Source organism: Aquitalea sp. LB_tupeE (assembly GCF_013391415.1).
GTDB lineage: Bacteria > Pseudomonadota > Gammaproteobacteria > Burkholderiales > Chromobacteriaceae > Aquitalea.
Window position 1 is genome coordinate 126,042 of record NZ_JACAXB010000033.1, and the last position, 19,010, is coordinate 145,051.

Annotated in this window: 13 protein-coding genes; 9 read left to right on the forward strand and 4 right to left on the reverse strand. The window is 56.2% G+C overall.

Annotated features, from left to right (window positions below):
* Positions 1 to 31: 31 nt before the first annotated feature.
* Entirely contained in the window at positions 32 to 2,308 is a 2,277-nt protein-coding gene (locus HWX34_RS17215) for a class I adenylate-forming enzyme family protein (protein ID WP_178973407.1), read from the forward strand.
* A gap of 33 nt (positions 2,309 to 2,341) precedes the next feature.
* Positions 2,342 to 4,369, forward strand: coding sequence for an alpha/beta fold hydrolase (locus HWX34_RS17220; RefSeq protein ID WP_178973408.1), 2,028 nt, complete (start codon positions 2,342 to 2,344; stop codon positions 4,367 to 4,369).
* A 182-nt stretch (positions 4,370 to 4,551) separates the two neighbouring features.
* On the opposite strand, the gene HWX34_RS17225 is transcribed toward HWX34_RS17220, so the two are convergent.
* Genes HWX34_RS17225 through HWX34_RS17235 form a run of 3 tightly spaced genes read right to left on the reverse strand, consistent with a single transcriptional unit; the run spans position 4,552 to position 9,122 of the window.
* A complete protein-coding gene (locus HWX34_RS17225; protein ID WP_178973409.1) occupies positions 4,552 to 5,925 on the reverse strand; it encodes an efflux transporter outer membrane subunit in 1,374 nt (457 codons plus the stop codon).
* Between the two features lie 26 nt (positions 5,926 to 5,951).
* Positions 5,952 to 7,901 (reverse strand): MacB family efflux pump subunit, encoded by a 1,950-nt coding sequence (locus HWX34_RS17230; protein WP_178973410.1) that lies wholly within the window; start codon positions 7,899 to 7,901, stop codon positions 5,952 to 5,954.
* Positions 7,902 to 7,904: 3 nt separating this feature from the next.
* Entirely contained in the window at positions 7,905 to 9,122 is a 1,218-nt protein-coding gene (locus HWX34_RS17235; RefSeq protein ID WP_178973411.1) for an efflux RND transporter periplasmic adaptor subunit, read from the reverse strand.
* 278 nt (positions 9,123 to 9,400) lie between these two features.
* Here HWX34_RS17235 and HWX34_RS17240 point away from each other — a divergent pair, with 278 nt between their 5' ends.
* Together HWX34_RS17240 and HWX34_RS17245 are read left to right on the forward strand one after the other, a co-directional pair.
* Complete coding sequence (locus HWX34_RS17240; protein ID WP_218645234.1) at positions 9,401 to 11,770, forward strand: PAS domain S-box protein; 2,370 nt, start codon at positions 9,401 to 9,403, stop codon at positions 11,768 to 11,770.
* The gene (locus HWX34_RS17245) at positions 11,767 to 12,396 is read left to right on the forward strand and encodes a response regulator transcription factor (protein WP_045844818.1); all 630 of its coding nucleotides are present in this window, start codon (positions 11,767 to 11,769) and stop codon (positions 12,394 to 12,396) included. The genes HWX34_RS17240 and HWX34_RS17245 overlap by 4 nt, the downstream gene beginning before the upstream one ends.
* A gap of 80 nt (positions 12,397 to 12,476) precedes the next feature.
* On the opposite strand, the gene HWX34_RS17250 is transcribed toward HWX34_RS17245, so the two are convergent.
* On the reverse strand, positions 12,477 to 13,154 hold the full coding sequence (locus HWX34_RS17250) for a hypothetical protein (protein ID WP_178973412.1): 678 nt from the start codon (positions 13,152 to 13,154) through the stop codon (positions 12,477 to 12,479).
* A 274-nt stretch (positions 13,155 to 13,428) separates the two neighbouring features.
* On the opposite strand from HWX34_RS17250, the gene HWX34_RS17255 reads away from it, so the two are divergent.
* From HWX34_RS17255 to HWX34_RS17275, 5 genes are all read left to right on the forward strand, one after another.
* Positions 13,429 to 14,478, forward strand: a complete 1,050-nt coding sequence (locus HWX34_RS17255) for an RNA methyltransferase (RefSeq protein ID WP_178973413.1) — start codon at positions 13,429 to 13,431, stop codon at positions 14,476 to 14,478.
* 97 nt (positions 14,479 to 14,575) lie between these two features.
* Entirely contained in the window at positions 14,576 to 15,658 is a 1,083-nt protein-coding gene (locus tag HWX34_RS17260) for an HD domain-containing phosphohydrolase (RefSeq protein ID WP_178973414.1), read from the forward strand.
* Between the two features lie 263 nt (positions 15,659 to 15,921).
* The gene (locus HWX34_RS17265; protein ID WP_178973415.1) at positions 15,922 to 17,451 is read left to right on the forward strand and encodes a catalase; all 1,530 of its coding nucleotides are present in this window, start codon (positions 15,922 to 15,924) and stop codon (positions 17,449 to 17,451) included.
* Positions 17,452 to 17,506: 55 nt separating this feature from the next.
* The gene (locus tag HWX34_RS17270; RefSeq protein WP_178973416.1) at positions 17,507 to 18,262 is read left to right on the forward strand and encodes an AraC family transcriptional regulator; all 756 of its coding nucleotides are present in this window, start codon (positions 17,507 to 17,509) and stop codon (positions 18,260 to 18,262) included.
* Between the two features lie 65 nt (positions 18,263 to 18,327).
* Positions 18,328 to 18,978, forward strand: a complete 651-nt coding sequence (locus HWX34_RS17275; protein ID WP_178973417.1) for a LysE family translocator — start codon at positions 18,328 to 18,330, stop codon at positions 18,976 to 18,978.
* Positions 18,979 to 19,010 lie beyond the last annotated feature (32 nt).

Consider the following 19,010-nt stretch of genomic DNA (forward strand, 5'->3'; position numbering starts at 1 on the left):
ATTAGGCTTTGCACAATGAGGAGAAGATGAATTGATCCAGTTTGGCGTCGACAGGCAAATCCAAGAACTAACACAGCGTCTACCGACTATAAGAGAACAGCTCAAAATGTATGCTGCTCGCAATGGCTTAGGTATTGCATGGGAAGATCCGGAACGCGGTGAAAGCATCACATTCAGCCAACAAAACAAAAGGAAAAGGCAGCTTACGGCTTGCCTATCCAGCCTGCCTGCCCAAAGTGTAATCTGCCTAGTTTTGACGAGATCTAAAGATTTTCTGCCTTTATTGGCGGCATGCATACAAAATAATCTGGTTTTAGCACCGATCGGAGAAGATGCCCGCAAGATCAAAGAGGCAATCAAAATACTAAAGCCCAGGCTGATAATATCCACCAGCGATTTGGCCACATCATGCATCAAACAGACAAATATTGATAATTATATTGAATTACCTTCAGAATATGAATCCACCACAATGATGCACGACGATAGCGAAGCTCATATCAAGGCTATTGAAGAAAATCATGACTTATCGGATGCAACCTGCCTACTGATACAGACCTCAGGCACCACAGGACAAGCCAAATATGTGCAACTGAGCGAAAGGTCACTAGTCTCTAATGCTGCAGCACTTCAAGTGAGATATCAGTGCCAAACTGATGACAGAATTCATTGTACATTACCGTGGTCGCACATGAACGCAATAATGATGACTGGCTGTCTGGCGTTGCTTGCAGGAGCTACAGTCGTCTACAGAAATATAGTAAAAGAACCAGACCCAATATCTGCTCTTCATGAAGTAAATCCGAGCATCTCGAGCCTCACACCAACCTTATTGTCATTTATTCTAAGCAAAAAAAAGAGCACACAAAACCTTAAAATGATGCGCTTTATCTTTTGCGGCGCAGCACCGCTTAGTTCTATTTTATGGAAAAAGGCAGAAAATAGCCTTAGTTGCAAAATATATCAGGGCTATGGCTTATCAGAAACAACTTGCTGGATCGCCTCAACCGTACCAGAGGAGATGCCTGATTACGAGACCGTTGGAAAGGTACTCCTGGGGGAAATCTACATTCCAAAGCAGAACAGGATATGCATTATCACCCAGACTACGGAACTAAGCGATAGCAATAAAAGCAAGCTAGAACTGGGTCCGATTTTTTACAAAGGTCCGCTCCAGTTCAAGGGGTACAGAGGAAAGACCCAAGAGCCGATCCGGGATGGTGCATATTTCGACACGGGCGACATTGGTTATATTGACAATAACAACAATATTAGGTTCGTCGGAAGACAGAAAGAAATAATTATTCGATCCGGTATCAACATCGTGCCAGAGGTTGTAGATTCCCTGCTGCGAGAGCACCCCGAAATATTAGCCTGCAAGACCATAGGAATCCAGGATGATCTGCTCGGCGAAAGAGTAGTTACAACTTACATTTCTCGTAACTCTGCCCCACTTAATGAAATAGATCTCCGACGATTTATACGCAATAGAATTCAGGCTGACTACATACCTAATTCATTTATTCAGCTCAACTCATTCCCAATAAATGAAACAGGAAAAATCTCGACAGTAGAACTACGAAAAAAAATTAATGGTGATTACGCTCGGGCCGCACTCTTGGCCATAGACACGAATAGATTCAAACGTGCAAATTGTAGTGACCGAGAAAAAATTACAGCTCAATTTCAATCACGAATATTACGTGACTTGCCATTGCATTTTTTGACATATTGGGGCGCAGGACAACGCAACGAAATTAATGAGAACGACGTACGTGCCATGCAAAGAATTAAGGAAATGCTGGAAGTCACATGCTCGCAAAAACCTCTGATGGCTGAGATCACATTGATCTTTACTGATATACATGCAAAATTGAATGGGAAATCTGCCAACAGGGTTGACCTGTACTTTCAAAGAATAGAAAAACTAGCGGCACAACATGGGTTCAACTGCGTACGCGCCTCTGATATCTGGAATAAAAGTGGGATAAATCCTGAAGACTTACTGAATGGGGGTACAACCCTAAGTTTGGTAGAACTCTCCGACGAGCTTGGTTTAGGTTGCATGGCTCTGGAAATGCTGAGGAAGTCGGCCCAACGCCACGTCGAAATTGGAGACGCTGCAGATGGTTTACGTAACTACCTCTATATCTGCAGCATTGAAAAAAAACTATATGCCGATGAGTTTAGTGAATCTGTATTCCTCACGTACAACGACCCGTGCTTAAGCACCATTTGCCCAGATCTTCCAAAGATGTACATTTATTCGTTCTCAAAAGGCATGACCGCCAAGCCATGGTTCAGTTAATAGCTCTACCATTTAAAAGATAGGATATTCTCCGTGATCGACATTCAATCTCAAGCATTTGGTATTGAAACCAAGCGGGTCAGTTTCATGACAGGAGCCACTGGTTTTCTGGGCAGGCAATTCTTGCTTCGGTATTTAAAGTCAGACTTCGGAGATATCTACGTTCTGGTACGGGCCGACAGTGTGCACGCTGGGAGGGAGCGTGTGATTCGATCGCTTGAATTCGCAGCAGCTGACGTCGGCCTGACACTCAATGTCGATGACTTAAGAAAAATTAGAATAGTTGTTGGCGATATAGTTGACAATATTTGTGGAATCAACCCAAAAACACTAGAAATTATACGAGAAAATGGCGTAAATGACTTCTGGCACTATGCGGCAAGCCTAAAGTACGAAGACAAAAATAAAGAAGAAATTATTTCAGCAAACCTTGATGGTACAAGAAATGCACTACAGGCTGCACTAGCAATACGGGCAAACCGCTTCTTTTACATTTCGACCGCATATACATCTGGAAAAAAAACGGGGCCTATCGAAGAGTCCCTTCACTCTACGGCAGGCCCTTTCAATAACTGGTACGAATTTTCGAAATGTCAAGCAGAGCACGAGGTCTCAAATTTCTGTTCTAAACATTCAATTCAATATGCGCTATTGCGCCCATCAGTTGTGGTTGGTCCAGCTGCCACACACAAATGCGGGAACAACAATACCGGGTTATATGGGCTGATCGAAGCCATTCATCTATCCGCCAACTTATTAATCAGAGCGACGGCACCGATACGTTGCACCGGCACCTCTGACGGCCACATCAACCTCGTCCCAGTCGACTATGTAGTGAACGATGCTATAGCCATTCGCAATAAATATTTTAAGTCTGGTAAAGTATATCACCTAACTAACTCGACCAATTTCAACTTCCAGAGGTTATTTGATGTCATAACTTCAGGTTGTAAATTTTCTTTCTTTCTAAGCGACAACCCCACCAATCCTTCTGGTATTGAGCGATTCTTTGCTAGAAGGAGCAATTTTTATCTTCAATATACAAGCAATAGGAAGGAGTTTATCCGAGAAATTGCCCCTCAGCCCGGACTCTCATGGAATGACTTGGAGTGTTATGTCAAAAACTTTGTTGATGGGCTCTATGAGAAGGACAAATCTAATAGTGACTTCGAGGTTGTTCCCTTAAAAACGCGTAATGGAATAGACGTATCCGCTTACGTAATGGGGAATGGGCCAAGTACCATCGTTCTAGTTAATGCAGTTGGCATGAAGCCGGAGATTGTTTTGCCCTTTGCGAGGGGCTTGTCTAAGAGCCACCGCGTCATTACATGGGATTTGCGTCTGCCAATACATACAACACAATCCGATTATCACCACATCGTAACGTCAGCACATTTGAGAGACCTTCAGGATATCTGCTCGGCACTAGACATAAAGGAGGCAACTCTGGTCAGTTGGTGCACGGGAGTAGTTATTTGCCTTCACGCTTTAGCCAGCCAAGCTGACGTGTTTAAGGCTGGTGTCTTGTTGAACCCAGACGCCTTAAATAGTGGAATGACAAGTTCTTCATTGACAGCCTTTCAGACAAGTACGCGGAGGGTTCTACCCCGAATTGCCGAGAGCATGGAGACAGCAGAATTCTATTATGAACTGATGTTTTCACCTACGAAATTGATAGAATCGAATGAGGAAGCGAATCTTATTTCGAATTTTGTTAACCTGACAGACAATATGACATTGATGCGACTAATAAGTGCTCCATTTTCAAGCCCCAAAGCCATTTTCAACTATGCCAACACACTGATTGAATATACGAACATTAGCGAACGCAATCTTAAGTCGCTTTGCAATGACATCGTGCAACCCGTAATGATCTATACGAGTAAAAATGATACGACTGCACACTTTTCTAATGCTATCGAACTGGCAAAAATGATTCGAGGCGCCACCGGAAATGTCGTAGTCGACGAGTACGGTGATCACTTCTCTCATTATCACAATCCCGAGTTGGCATCTTTGGTAGATGAATTCAGCAGGACGAACTGCAACAAAGCATATTGATAACTTTATCCGTATCACATATTCACGAGGGTAATCAAGGGGAAACCCTCCCTCTCGTGCCACAATTTGGACCTCAATGGAAACGGGTGTTGCTGGTTGAGAAAACGAAGCCCTCTACGGAGGGCTTCGGCAGAACAATCTCACCCGCGAATTGGTTGAAGCTTGTTTTTACATGTTTCCGCTTAGTGCAGTTGTGTGCCCCCACCCAGGGCCTGATACAGCGTCACCTGATTCACCAGCCGGTTGTAACGGTTTTCCAGCAGGCTCACCTCGGCACTACGGCGCGTCTCTTGCGCATCCAGCCAGTCTTTCAGCGGTGCCGCACCCGCCTGATAGCGCAGGCGGTACAGCTGCTCGGCGCGCGCCGCCAGCACGGCCGCCTGGCTCAAGCGTTCGCCCTGCTGTTGATACTGGCTGCGGGCGGACAAGGCGTTGTCCACATCAGCCAGGGCTGAATACAAAGTCTGGCGGAAGTTCACCACCGCCAGCTGGTAGTCAGCTTCGCTGATGCTGTTGTTCAGCTTCATCTGCCGCCATTGCAAGAATGGCAAGGTCACGCCGGCACCCAGCGTAGCCAGCGGATTACTCAGCACCTGCGCAAGGCGGGTGCTGCTGCTGCCCAGACTGCCTGTGAGGGAAAAATCCGGGTAGTAGGACGCACGGGTGGCATCGCCACTGGCCAGTGTTTCACGCAGACGCAGTTCGGCCGCTCGCAAATCCGGCCGCCGCCCCAGTAGCGCGGCTGGCAAACCGGCTGGCACATCCGGCAGATCGGTCGCGGGCAGGCTGGCACGCAAAGCAATATCACCCTTGGGCGGGCCATCCAGCAAGATGGCCAGCGCGTTTTGCGTCTCAACCAGTTGCTGCTGGTAGTCGTGCAGACTGGCTTGCTGACTGGCCAGACTTTGCCGCACGGTCAGCACATCCAGCTCGGCTGCGGCACCGGCCTGCCGCTTGGCCAGTACCAGCCGCAAGGCTTGTTGCTGGTAGTCGACGCTAGCCTGGCCCAAAACCAGGCGCTGGCGCAGCCAGGCTTGCTTCCAGTACAGCTTGATGGTGCTGCCAATCAGGCTCAAGCGGCTGCTGGCCAGATCCTGCACCGTGGCGCGCGCTTCCCAGGCCTTGGCATCACGCTGGTGCGCAAGTTTGCCCCACAAGTCCAGCTCATAGCTGACCGACAAACTGGCCGAGTGGCTCTGGCTGTTGACGGCATCACCACCCAGCCGTTGACTGGCGGAACTGGACAGGCTGAACGATGGGGTGGGTGCCAGGTCGGTGTCGGCCAGGTCGGCTTGCAACATGGCCTGACGCACCTTGATGGCGGCAGCGGCCAGATCGTTATTGCGCTCCAGCACCTGCTGGATCAGCGCATTCAGTTCGGCATCGCCAAACTGTTGCCACCAGTCCCCTGCTGCCACGGGGTTGGTCGCCGCAGGCACGCTGCCCTGCCATTGCGCGGGCAGCGCGAGCGCCGGTGTTTGATACGGCGTAGTGGTAAGGCTGGCACAGCCGGCGAGTAGCAGGCAGGCCAGCAGGATGGGCTTGGATACTTTCATTCTGTCATTCTGTTATGAAGCGGTGCTCATTCACGGGACAAGGCTACTACCGGGTCCAGCCGCGCGGCATTGCGTGCCGGCAGATAGCCGAACAGCACGCCCACCAGGGTGGAGCAGGCAAAGGCCGCCACAATGGATGACACTGAGTAAACCATGTTGAAACTGGCAAGCCGGGCTACCAACACCCCCAGGCCCAGCGACAAGGCCACCCCCAGCGCACCGCCCAGCAGGCACACCAGCACGGCCTCGATCAAAAACTGCTGCATGATGTCGCGCTGACGCGCCCCCACCGCCATGCACACGCCGATTTCGCGGGTTCGCTCGCTCACCGACACCAGCATGATGTTCATCACGCCAATGCCGCCCACCACCAGCGAGATCACCGCAATCATGGATACCAGCAGCGTCATGGTGGCGGTGGTGCTGGCAATGGTCTGACGGATACTGTCGGTATTCATCACGAAAAAGTCCTGCGTGCCGTGACGACGGGTCATCAAGGCCACCAGGCTTTGCTCGGCGGCATCGGTGGCCACATTGTCACTCACCCGCACGGTGAGGGCTTTCAGGTAATCCTGCCCCAGCATGCGGTACATCACCGTGCTGTAAGGCAGCCACAGATTGAGGTTTTCGTCGGTGCCGAAAGCGCTTTTCTGGGTTTGCGTCACCGCTACCACCCGGCACGGCAGCTTGCCCAGCAGGATGACCTTGCCGATGGGGTCGTCACCATCGGCAAACAAGGCCTTGCGGCTGTTTTCGTCGATGACCACCTGCTGTGCCTGCTGGCTGACCGCGACGGCATCAAAGGCACGGCCCTGCGCCATGGATACGCCGCGCACCCGGAAATACTGCTCGCCCACGCCCTTCACCTGCGCCGTGACCGCTACATTGCGATAGCGCAGCGTCACGCTGTCGCTGACTTCGGGCGTCACGCTGTCAACAAAAGGCTGCTCGGCCAGCACGGCGGCGTCACGCGGCGTCAGCGTGTGGATGGCATCAGCCTTGCGGTCACCAAAATGCTTGCCGGGATAAATATTGATGGTATTGGTACCCAGCGCGCTGATGTCGCTGAGAATGCGCTGGCTGGAACCGGTGCCCAGCGCCACCACCGACACCACCGAGGCAATGCCGATGATGATGCCCAGCATGGTCAGCGCCGAACGCAACCGGTGCGCCATCAGCGCACGCCAGGCCATGCCGAAAGCCTCGGCAAATTGCTCGCGCAGCAGACGCCAGCCGGTAGCCTGCTGGCTGTCCGCAGACGCAGGCAATGCGCTAACGGGAGAGATGGCGCCACGACGGGTATCTGCCACCAGCTTGCCATCGCCGATCTCGATGATGCGGTCGGCGTGCTCGGCGACTTTGCTGTCATGCGTCACAAGAATGATGGTGTGGCCTTCGGCATGCAGTTCGCGCAGGATGGCCATCACCTGCTGGCCGCTGCTACTGTCCAGTGCGCCGGTAGGTTCGTCGGCCAGAATCACCTTGCCGCCATTCATCAGCGCCCGGGCGATACTCACCCGCTGCTGCTGGCCGCCGGATAGCTGACCCGGTTTGTGCCCGGCACGCTCAGCCAGGCCAAGACGCTGCAACAGACTGCTGGCACGCGCACGACGCTCGGCGGCCGGACTACCGGCATACACAGCAGGCAATTCGACGTTTTGCAGCGCATCCAGCTCGCCCAGCAAATGGTAGCGCTGGAAGATGAAACCGAAATGCTCTCGCCGCAGCTGGGCCAGCTGGTCGGGCGACATGTCGGCCACCGCCTGCCCTGCCACGCGGTAGCTGCCGCGGCTTGGCGCATCCAGGCAACCCAGAATGTTCATCAGCGTGGACTTGCCAGAACCGGACGCACCGATGATGGCCACCATTTCACCGGCCTGAATCTGCAAATTGATGTCATCCAGCACCGTGACCATGTCCTCGCCCGAGGCAAAATCACGACACACGCCGGACAATTCCAGCAAAGGATGGGACATGGTTTACATCCCCATCGGCGGCGGGCCGTTATGGCCGCTGCTGGTACTGGCCGTGGCACTGGCTTCGCCCACAATCACTTGCTCGCCTGCACGCAGTCCGGCCAATACCTGGGCATGCACATTATTGTTCAGGCCAATGCTGATCTGACGCGGCTGCACCCTGCCATCCGGCTGCAATACCCGCACCTGGTAACGGCCATCCTTGCCACGTACGCCCAACGCATTGGCCGGAATCGCCAGCACGGCATGTGCCTGTGTCAACACTACGCTGACCTGCGCCGTCATGTTGATACGCAAGCGATGGCCAGGATTGGGCACATCGAACAGACCATAATAATAAATGGCGGTCGAAGACGAGCTGCTGGAGCTGGTACTGGTGGATGTGCTGGTACTGGTGCTGTCACTGGAGTCGCTATACGACTGCGGAGCCGGGTCAATAGCACGCAAGCGCGCCTGATAGCGCCGGTCCGGCTCGCCCAGAATGGTGAAATACACCGGCAGGCCGGGCTTGACACGTACCACATCTCCTTCCGAGATTTCTGCCTTTACCGTCACCGTGTCCAGCTGCGCCAGCTTGACCATGGTCGGGGTGGACTGACTGGCATTCACCGTCTGCCCTTCTTCCACCGGCAAGGCCACTACCACCCCATCTATCGGGGCAAGAATGCGGGTATAACCCAGATTCAGCTGGGCGGTTTTCAGGCTGATGCGCGCCTGCTGCAATTGCGCCTGCAACTGCTCGGCATCCGCGTTTGCACCATCCAGCGTGGCTTTTGCACTATCGTAGCTTTCCTGCGAGGTGGCTTGCTGACCCAGCATTTGCTGCTGACGGGCAAAATCCTGCCGCGCTTTGAGCAAGGCCGCCAGTTTGGACTTGAGCTGGGACTGATAGCTGCTGACCGAGGCCTGGGCATCTTCCAGCGAATTTTCCTGGGTACGCGGGTCGATTTCTGCCAGCAAATCACCCTTCTTCACGCTTTGCCCCAACACCACCTTGAGGGACTTCACCTGGCCGGACACCTGGGCACCGACACTGACTTCGCGCAGCGCCTTGATGGTGCCGGTGGCCAGTACGGTATCTTCCAGATCCATATTGCTGACCGTGGCGGTCAGATAGTGATTCACAGGTGGGCGGGGATACAGCAGATAAGCGGCAGCAGCCAGCAGCAAGCCGATAACCATCAGCAGGCTGCGACGATGCGAAACGAAAAAACGGGGCATGAAGGGACAAGTTAACTTTTTGTTTTGATACCGAAGTATCCGGCTTTGCCCCCGCCATCGCGGTTAATGCGCTGTAAATTGATGTTAATTCCGGTAAAACCCGCTCTGGCGGTCAGTCAGCCAGTTCCGATAGCATTTTTGGCAAAACCCGCACTACAGGGTAAAGTATGGCGCACTCATGGCAGCCGCTTCCTGTTGCGCAACAGGCAGGGCCGCCCCCATACCCCATTGCATACAGGCTTCACATGCAACCGGCTCCTCGCCTTCGACATTTGCTTTTGGCCCTGACAGGCCTGTTGACCGGCCTGTTCTGTTCACTGGCCATGGCCGCCACGCCTGCTGCCCACAACTGGTTGGCCGCCCACCGCAACTGGCGGGTGGGCGTGGTACTGCAAGCCCCCTATGCCCAGATCAACCCGCGCAGCCATTTGCTGGAAGGGGCCGATGTCGAAGTGATGGTGCTGTTGGCCGGCAAAATGGATGTCAACCTGTCCTGGCGCACCTTCACCAATCAGCAAGCGCTGGACCGCGCGGTGGAAAACGATGAAGTCGATATCTCCCCCGGCATGCTGCAAACCCCGGCCAGCCTGCATCACTGGCTGTTCTCCCAACCCTACCTGCGGGTGCCGCACAAGATTGTGGGCTTCCCGGATGGCAGCGGTAATGCGGTAGACCTGGACCGGTTGTCGCTCAGCGAACGGTTGGCACTGGATGGCAATAGCGATGCACTGCGCTTTGTGCGGCGCAACTACCCGGAACTGCCACGCGTGGAGGTTGCGAGTGACCGCACCGCGCTGCAAACCGTGCTGCAACAATATGCCGAATACGCGATTGTTGACGAGGCACAACTGGCCACCTTGCTGAAGGAGCCGGAGTTCTCCCGCCTGGCCGTGGTGGGCGACCTGGGTTACACCCATTTGCTGCGCATTGCCGTACGGCGCGACTGGCCCGAACTGCCGCCGGTGCTGGACCGTCAGTTACAGGACATCCCCGGCATCCGCATGGAGCAGCTGTACGCGCGCTGGATGCTGCCCAGCTATCCGCGCCTGATCGACTCGCTCAGCTTCTGGCACCGCACCAGTCTGGCCTTGTTGCTGGCCGCCCTGCTGCTGGCCGGCCTGTTCGGCCACCAGCGGCGGCAACGACGCTGGGCGGAAAAGCGCCTGCTGGCGGCACGAATGGAGCTGGAAGCGCGGGATCTGGCAGAGGAATCGCTGCGCCTCACGCAGTTTTCCATCGACAACAGCACAGTAGGCATTCTGTGGGTGAACTGGGATGGCCGCATCCAGTACGCCAACCGTGCGGTGGAAAGCATGCTGGGCTACCCCACCGAACAGCTGCTCAACCTGTCCCTGCCGGAATTACAGCCTTCGCTGGATAACAGCAGCTGGCTGGATTTATGGAACCAACTACGCAGCAGCAAGGCCTTGAGCAGCTTTGAAACCACCAGCCTGAAAGCGGACGGAGAGGTCTTGCCCGTGGGCGTCACCCTGAGCTTTCTGAAATTTGGCCGTACCGAATACCTGGTGGTGTATCTGAATGACATCACCGAACGCCAGAAAGCCCGCGCCGCACTGGAAGAAAGCGAAGCCCGCTTCAAGGGCATGGCCAGCAATGTGCCAGGCATGGTGTTCCGGCTGGAACGCCCCGCTGCCGAGCATCCGGTGCGCCTCGCCTTTGTCAGTGACGCCAGTCAGGCCATGCTGGGCTACAGCCCGCTGGACCTGGTATGCATGCCGGATGGCTGGCAGGACGTGGTGGCCAGCGAGGACCGCAGCAGCTACCAGCAAGCCTGGCAGGATGCCGCCGCGCACAACCGCAACCTGGCCTGGCAAGGCCGCATGCAGCATCACAACGGACAATTGCGCTGGGTGGACATCAAGGCCACAGTACGCTGTTTTGACGATGGCCACGTGGTGTGGGACGGCATTGTCTGGGATATCTCGGCCAACAAGCACAACGAACTGCAACTGGCGGAATCGCGAGGTTTGCTGCGCAGCCTGTCGGCCCACCTGGAATCGGTACGCGAAGAAGAAAAAGCCCGCATCGCCCGCGAAGTCCACGACGAACTGGGCCAGATTCTCACCGTGTTGCGGCTGGAAACCTCGATGTGCGAGCTGAGTTTTGGCCAGAGCGACAGCAAACTGGCCGAACGCTTGCAGGCGATGAAAAAGCTGATCGAGCAAACCTTCCAGATCGTGCGTGACGTCGCCACTGCGCTGCGCCCGCCGGTGCTGGATGCCGGTATCGGCTCGGCCATCGAATGGCAGGCGCGCCGTTTTGAAAAGCGCAGCGGCATCCCCTGCCTGGTATCGGTGCCAGACAGCCCCATTGCCCTGAGCGATGCCCGTGCCATCGGCGTGTTCCGCATCTTGCAAGAAGCGCTCACCAATGTAATGCGCCACGCCGAGGCCAGCACAGTCAGCGTGGGACTGACCTGTCAGCAGGACATCATCACCTTGAGCATTGCCGACGATGGCAAGGGTTTCGACCCGCAAGCCCATCGCCAGCTGCGCTCCTTTGGCCTGGTCGGCATCCGCGAACGGGTGCTGTTGCTGGGCGGCAAACTGGATATCGACAGCCAACCGGAACAGGGCTGCACCCTGACCATCCGCCTGCCGGTAGAAGAAGGAAGGGAAGTCGCATGATTCGCGTCATCATTGCCGAAGACCACAAAATCGTCCGCGAAGGCATCAAGCAACTGATTTCGCTGGCTGAAGACATCAGCGTGGTGGGTGAAGCCACCAATGGCACGCAGTTGCTGGAACAGCTGCGCCAGACCAGTGCCGACGTATTGCTGCTGGACATTTCCATGCCCGGCACCAACGGGCTGGAAACCATTCCGCGCATCCGCGCGCTGGACAATCCACCCGCCATCCTGATGCTGTCCATGCACGACGAAGTGCAGATTGCCGCGCGCGCCCTCAAGGCCGGTGCCGCCGGTTACAGCACCAAGGACAGCGACCCGGCATTGCTGCTGACCGCCATTCGCAAGGTAGCCAGCGGCGGTCGTTACATCGACCCGCAACTGGCTGACCGCATGGTGTTTGAAGTCGGCCTGACTGACTCGCGCCCGGCCCACACCCAGCTATCCGAACGGGAATACCAGGTATTCGAGCGTCTGGTGCACGGCACCAACGTCAACGAAATTGCCCAGCAACTGAATATCAGCGCCAAGACCGTCAGCACCCACAAGGTGCGGCTGATGCAAAAACTGCAAGCGCATTCGGTGGCCGACATGGTGCGCTACGCCATCGACCACAAGCTCATCTGAGCGTGATGTCAGGAAAGTACAGGTAGCAGAATGTCAAAAAGGCAGCCATGGCTGCCTTTTGCGTGCCCGCACTCACCTAATCAGAAGGCGTAGGCAACACCTAGCTTCAATACTGGCCAGAAGTTGACCTTGTGTACATCATCGCTCAGTTTTTGTTTTTCAGCCGCTACATCAGCCTGGCAGCTTGCCGCACTGGCACCCGAGCAATTGGCACTCAGGTCCACGGTTGGTGAGCCGGTGAACATCACACCCACATCCCAGACAAACTTAAAACCGGATTTGCTGGATGCGGTATTGCCACCACCGATTCCCAGATAGGGTGCAATGGCCTGGTACTTGACGGTGCCGTTGATGCTGCCGACATCTGCAGCAGTGTAAGTATGGCCATTCAGGGTGTAGCTACCCTGGGTGGCATTGCCGGAAACATCAAATTTATTGCCGTTGTACACCAGGCCAGCGGAAAGACGGAAACTTCCTTCGAAAGGGAAATAGTCGGCAAATGCACCAGCATTGAACAGTTTCAGGCTGTAGCTATAGCTGACATCACCTGAGGTACGGTTGGAGACCGAATAGTTGGCACCGTACAGGCCAGCACGCAGATTCAGGCTATCCTTGTAAATAGGCGTGGCGATTTCAGCGCCCAGGCCCTGAGTACCGATATTGGCACCAAGACCAAACTCCGGAGCAGCTACGGCAGCCGTGCTGAGCAGCAGCGCGCAAGCCGCTGTACTGGCAACTACTTTAACAAGCGATTTCATTTCAACATTCCCCGAGCAAATTAAAGTGAATCATACAATGCGGAATGGATAATACTTTGTCATCAAAAAAATGCAAACCCCTGCACGGGGGCAGCAGCATAAGGGTTTCCTGACAGCAAAACGGTCTGATCACACGGTCCTCTCCACTCGCTCAAATATTTTGCAGATTCTGCACGCGCATCGCGCCGCTGCGCTAAAATGCCTGCCCTGTCATTACCGCTTGCGTTGAACCTGACACGCCCATGCTTGCCACCGCCCACAAACCAAATCAATCATGCGCATTCAGCAACTTCAGCAAACCCTGAGCGATCTTGGTGCTCGTCCCTGTCATATCGGCCGGATCAACCGTGCCTGGCTGCAAGGCCTGGCGCTGGATCACGGTACCCGCCACCAGCAAAGCCAGAATTATTTCCCGCTGGCCGTGCGGCAGGGCTTGCCCGCCCTTAGCCAACAGCTGGAACAACTGGCGCACATTCACAGCCGGCACGAAGCCGGCGATGGTTCGCTGCGTCTGCTGGTGGAATTGGCGGATAGCCAGATGGTGGAAAGCGTGCTGCTGCCACGTGACGGGCTGTGTGTGTCCAGCCAGGTGGGTTGTGCCGTGGGCTGCACCTTCTGCATGACCGGCAAATCCGGCTTGTTGCGCCAACTGGGTAGCGCGGAAATTGTTGCCCAGGTGGTGCTGGCGCGACGCATCCGCCCGGTGAAAAAAGTGGTGTTCATGGGCATGGGCGAACCGGCGCACAATCTGGACAATGTGCTGGAAGCCATCGACTTTCTGGGGCGCGAAGGCAATATCGCGCACAAAAACCTGGTGTTTTCCACAGTGGGCGACCCACGCGTATTCGAACGCCTGCCCACCATGCTGGTAAAGCCCGCGCTGGCACTGTCGCTGCACACCACGCGGGACGATTTGCGCGCCAGCCTGCTGCCTCGCGCACCGCGCATCAGCCCGGCGGAACTGGTGGATCTGGGAGAGCATTATGCCCGTGCGGTGGGCTACCCTATCCAGTATCAGTGGACGCTGCTCAAGGGCATCAACGACAGTCAGCAGGAGATGGACGCGGCCATTACCTTGCTCAAGGGCAAGTATGGCGTGCTGAACCTGATTCCGTACAACAGCATGGAAGGCGACAGCTTCCAGCGGTCGGACGCCGAGCATATCCGGCAGATGAAGCATTATCTGCACGGCCATGGCGTGCTGACCAAAATCCGCGATTCTGCCGGTCAGGATATCGACGGTGGCTGCGGCCAGTTACGTGCGCGTGCAGCGGATGTCATCGATACCAGCCGCTTGCGCCGTCGCCATGGTGACAGCGGCTGACAGATTTCATTGGCACGACAATTATCCTTCTTGTTAGAATGGTTATTTGCCAGACAATATCCCGTCCGGTCAATCAGAACAGCAAGAAAGAACCAGCGTGCGGCTTCGTTTCGAACAATGGCGTGATTTTCTCGATATAGATGCGGACAGCGTCAACACGCTACGCGAATTTTCCAGCCTGATTCGCCCTCATATGGACGTACTGATGGATGCGGTCTACGCCTATATCCGGGCCAATGCCGCAGCCAGTGCCACCTTCACCGACGAAGCCGCCCTGCAACGCGCCCGCGCGCACCAGCAGCATCACTGGCTGGAGCATGTGTTTGCCGGCAATTTCAATCAGGATTATCTGGAAGCCACACTGTCCATCGGCCGTACCCACCAGCGGCTGGGCGTGGACCTGCGCTTTTATTCCGGCGCCTATGTAGTGGTACTCAACCAGCTGGTGCAACTGCTGGATGAACTGGTGGCAGATGCCGCCACTCGCAGCCGCTACCTCACGGCCGTCAACCGTGCAGTATTTCTGGACATGGGGCTGGCCACTTACGCCTATTACGACACCCTGCTCAATGCGCTGGAAGACATGGCGCAGGAAGTCACCCTCAGCCTGGCCCGCGCCGGGGAATACCGTGACAACGAAACCGGCAAGCACATCACCCGCATGGGCAAGATGTGCGAGCAAATGGCACTGGCTCTGGGCAAGGACGCCACCTGGGCGCATGCGCTGCGCATGGCCAGCCCGCTGCATGATGTGGGCAAGATCGGCGTGCCGGATCGCATCTTGCTTAAACCGGGCCGACTGGATGAAGCCGAATTCCTGATCATGCGCGAACACCCGCGCATAGGCGGCACCATCATTCCGGAACATCCGGCACTGGTGATACGCATGGCACGGCGCATTGCCCTCACCCACCACGAAAAATGGGATGGTACTGGCTATCCGGCAGGCTTGTGTGGCGAGGAAATCCCGCTGGAAGGCCGCATTGCCGCCATTTGCGACGTATACGACGCGCTGGTGTCCTCCCGCCCTTACAAACCGGCCTGGACCCAGCAAGCCGCACTGGACTACTTACAGCAAGAAAGCGGCCGTCACTTCGACCCACAACTGGTGGATACTTTCTTGCGCATCGTGCCGGAAGTCGATGCCATCCAGCTTCGTTATGCCGAAGAAACCACCTGAGTCAGGATGGCCCTCAGGCCATCCTGAACGACCCAATCCCTTAGGATTGCTCCCATCTCTTGCCAGCCAGACCAAACAGATAACCACGCCAAAAACAACATTCAAACTACATTCAAGTTATTGTTTTTAATTAATTAATTCAAAGCCAGCCACCTTGATTGGCATAATAGCCTGCAGCCATTTGGCTGATAGCATTTTCAAAATTCAAGCCAGCCCGCCCCATCACTAGACTGAGGACCCCTTCAACCCTCAGGATTTTCGTGATGAAAACCATAACAAGACACAAGCCACTGCTGGCCATCAGCCTGGGCCTGCTGCTCAGCCTGCCAGCCAGCGCCGCGGTACTGACCCGCGACAATGGCGCACCCGTCGGCGACAACCAGAATTCGCAAACCGCCGGCCCCAGCGGCCCGGTATTGCTGCAGGACGTGCAATTGGTGCAGAAGCTGCAACGCTTCGACCGTGAACGTATTCCGGAGCGCGTGGTGCATGCGCGCGGTGCAGCGGCTTATGGGGTGTTTGAAGCCAGCGCCGATATCAGCGCCCTGTCACGTGCCAAGGTGTTTGCCAAGGGAAGCCAGACCCCGGTATTTGTCCGCTTCTCCACCGTGATTCACGGCCTGCACTCGCCGGAAACCCTGCGCGACCCGCGTGGTTTTGCCACCAAGTTCTATACCAGCGAGGGCAATTGGGACCTGGTAGGCAATAACCTGCCGGTGTTCTTTATCCGTGATGCGATGAAGTTTCCCGACATGGTGCACTCTCTGAAACCCGCACCGGACACCAATCTGCAAGACCCGAACCGCTTTTTCGACTTCTTCTCGCACCAGCCGGAAGCCACCCACATGCTGACCCGGCTGTACTCGGACTACGGCATCCCCAAGGGCTACCAGTTCATGGATGGCAATAGCGTGCACGCCTGGAAGCTGGTGAATGCCGCAGGCAAGTACGTATACGTGAAATTCCACTGGGCCAGCCGTCAGGGGCAGCACAACCTCACCATGCAGGAAGCCGCCGCCATCCAGGCGCATGACTTCAACCATGCCAGCCGCAGCCTGATGGACGCCATCAAGCACAAGCAATACCCGCAGTGGGATTTGTACATCCAGGTCATGCAGCCGGAGGACATGGCAAAGCTGGATTTCAACCCGCTGGATGCCACCAAAATCTGGCCGGGCATTCCGGAACAGAAAATCGGCACCATGACGCTGAACCGCCTGCCGCAAAATGTGTTCCAGGAAACCGAGCAAAGTGCCTTTGCCCCGTCCAATCTGGTGCCAGGCATTGAGCCGTCGGAAGACCGCCTGCTGCAAGGCCGCATTTTTGCCTATGCCGACAGCCAGCTGCACCGGGTGGGGACCAATGGCCTGCAACTACCGGTCAACCGTCCGCAAGTGAAGGTGGAAAACAACAATCAGGACGGTGCCATGAATGACGGCCAGCGTAGCGGCAATGTCAATTATGAGCCCAGCCGTTTCAGCCCGCTGCAACAGGACCCGGCAGCACGCAGCAGCCAGTTGCCGCTGGGCGGCAGCACCCAGCAGGCGGGTATTGGCAAAACGCAGAACTTCCGCCAGGCCGGTGAGTTCTATCGCAGCCTGAGCAAGCAGGACCAGGCCCGGTTGATTGCCAATCTGGCCGCCGACCTGGGTCAGGTGCGTAACGAGACCACCCGTTACACCATGCTGTCCTATTTCTACAAGGCTGACAGCGGCTATGGCCAGGCCATCAGCAAGGCGCTGAATGCCAATGTGGCTGAAGTGGCCCGGCTGGCCAAAGCCTTGCAGGACTGAAACGCGCCAGCACAAGCAACTGGCAGCCGACGCATGACATCGCTATAGTCGCTGCATGATTCTGCTGCGCACCCCGCTGCTGGAGCTGGCCCGCATCACGGCCAGTGCCAGCGGCTTTCCCCGCCACACCCATGACGAATACGTCATCAGCGCCAACCTCGGAGGGCAGGAGCAAGTGTGGCTGGAAGGCGAAAGCTTTGTCGTCAGCCCCGACATGCTCACCATTTACCCGCCGCAGGCGGTGCAATCCAGCCACAGCCTGAGCGATGCAGGCTGGGACTGCCTGTCGCTGTATGTCGACCCGGCAGCCTTCGGCCAGCTGTTTGACTGCCCGCAGCCTGATTTACCCAGCCATCTGCAACAGCCCGTCTTTGCCGACCAAATCAAGCACATTGCCAGACTGGATAGCAGTCTGCGCGAAGAGGCCGTCGTGCAGTTGCTACAAGGCCTGCTGGATATGCGCGCCGCCACACGCCCCAGGCCCGACAGCGGCAGCAGCCAGCTGGTACAGCATTTGCGCCAGCGATTGCTGGATGACTTGTCCGTTGCCACGCACCTGCAACAATTGGCCGATGAGGCAGGCGTGACAGCCGCCCACCTGGTACGCCGCTTCCAGCAGGCCACCGGCCTGCCACCGCTGGCCTGGCAGATGCAGCAGCGCATGGCACTGGCACGGCGCCTGCTGCGCACCGGACAGCCCATCATCGAAGTGGCACTGGCCACCGGCTTTGCCGATCAGGCCCATTTCAGCAAGGCTTTCAGCCGCTTTTGCGGCATGTCACCCGGCCGCTACCGCCAGATCAATTTTTGACAAGACGCCAGCCGGACGGCCCCGTATCATCGGGGCTGTTTTTTATTTCGTACGGATTTGTCGTCATGCTGGCCATTGCCACCAAGGGTTTTTTGCTCTCTATCTCGCTGTGCCTGGACATTGGCATCGTCAATGCCGCACTGATCAACACCGGCCTGCGCAAGGGACTGCGCCCGGCCTTGCTGATGGGGCTGGGCTCCTGTTTTGGTGACTTGTTGTATGCGCTGCTGTCCTTGCTGGGCATGTCGCTGCTGTTCAGCTTCACCCCGGTGCGCTGGGTGATGTGGCTGGGTGGTGGTGCGGTATTGCTGTGGCTGGCCTGGAAAATGACGCGCGCCGCCTGGCGGGAATTCCATCAGCCCAGCAGTCATGCCGCAGGACAGGCGGAAGACGGCACGCCGCGCAGTAGTCAGGCCGAGTTCTGGCGCGGCCTGTTGATGGCGCTGGCTTCCCCCTCCTCCTTGCTGTGGTTTGCTGCGGTTGGCGGCAGCATCATCGCCCAGTCCACCGACGGTAGCTCGCTGTCGGCCAGTGTGTTCCTCAGCGGCTTTTTCCTGGGTGGCGTGGTGTGGTCGTCTTTCCTGGCCTGGCTGGCCAGTCACGGCCAGAAGCTGGTCGGCCACCGCTTGCTGCTGTACTGCAATGCCGCATCGGCAGCGCTGTTTGCCTATCTGGCCTTGGGTGTCATCGTCAACGGCTATCAGACCTTGCTATAACAAAGCCATCGTCATCATCGAAAGTCCCTGCC